Source organism: Streptomyces roseoverticillatus (assembly GCF_000719265.1).
In the GTDB taxonomy this organism is placed as follows: domain Bacteria; phylum Actinomycetota; class Actinomycetes; order Streptomycetales; family Streptomycetaceae; genus Streptomyces; species Streptomyces roseoverticillatus.
This window is the reverse complement of sequence record NZ_JOFL01000070.1, coordinates 1-470: the sequence shown is the minus strand read 5'-3', so window position 1 is coordinate 470 and position 470 is coordinate 1. Positions and strand designations below refer to the sequence as shown.

The 470-nt window shown below is 65.7% G+C and carries 1 pseudogene; it reads left to right on the top strand.

Going from position 1 to position 470, the window contains the following annotated elements:
- Window positions 1-470 (top strand): annotated as a pseudogene (locus IF61_RS0131855) (NAD-dependent malic enzyme); the annotation flags it as partial.

Sequence of the window (470 nt, the reverse complement as noted above, 5' to 3'; positions counted from 1 at the left end):
TCCACCGAGCACGCCGATGAGATCGTGGAGAACCTCCGCGGCATCGAGGGCGTGGTGCTGGGCAAGGTTTCGGACCGTACGTTCCTGATGCACCTCGGTGGCAAGATCGAGATGGCGTCGAAGCATCCCATCCGTAACCGTGACGACCTGTCGATGATTTACACGCCGGGTGTGGCGCGTGTCTGCATGGCGATCGCGGAGAACCCGGAGGACGCGCGGCGTCTGACGATCAAGCGCAACAGTGTCGCGGTGGTCACCGACGGCTCCGCCGTTCTCGGTCTGGGCAACATCGGGCCGAAGGCGGCGCTGCCGGTGATGGAGGGCAAGGCGGCGCTGTTCAAGCGGTTCGCGGGGATCGACGCGTGGCCGATCTGCCTGGATACGCAGGACTCGGATGCGATCGTGGAGATCGTCAAGGCCATCGCGCCGGGGTTCGCGGGCATCAACCTGGAGGACATCTCCGCGCCGCG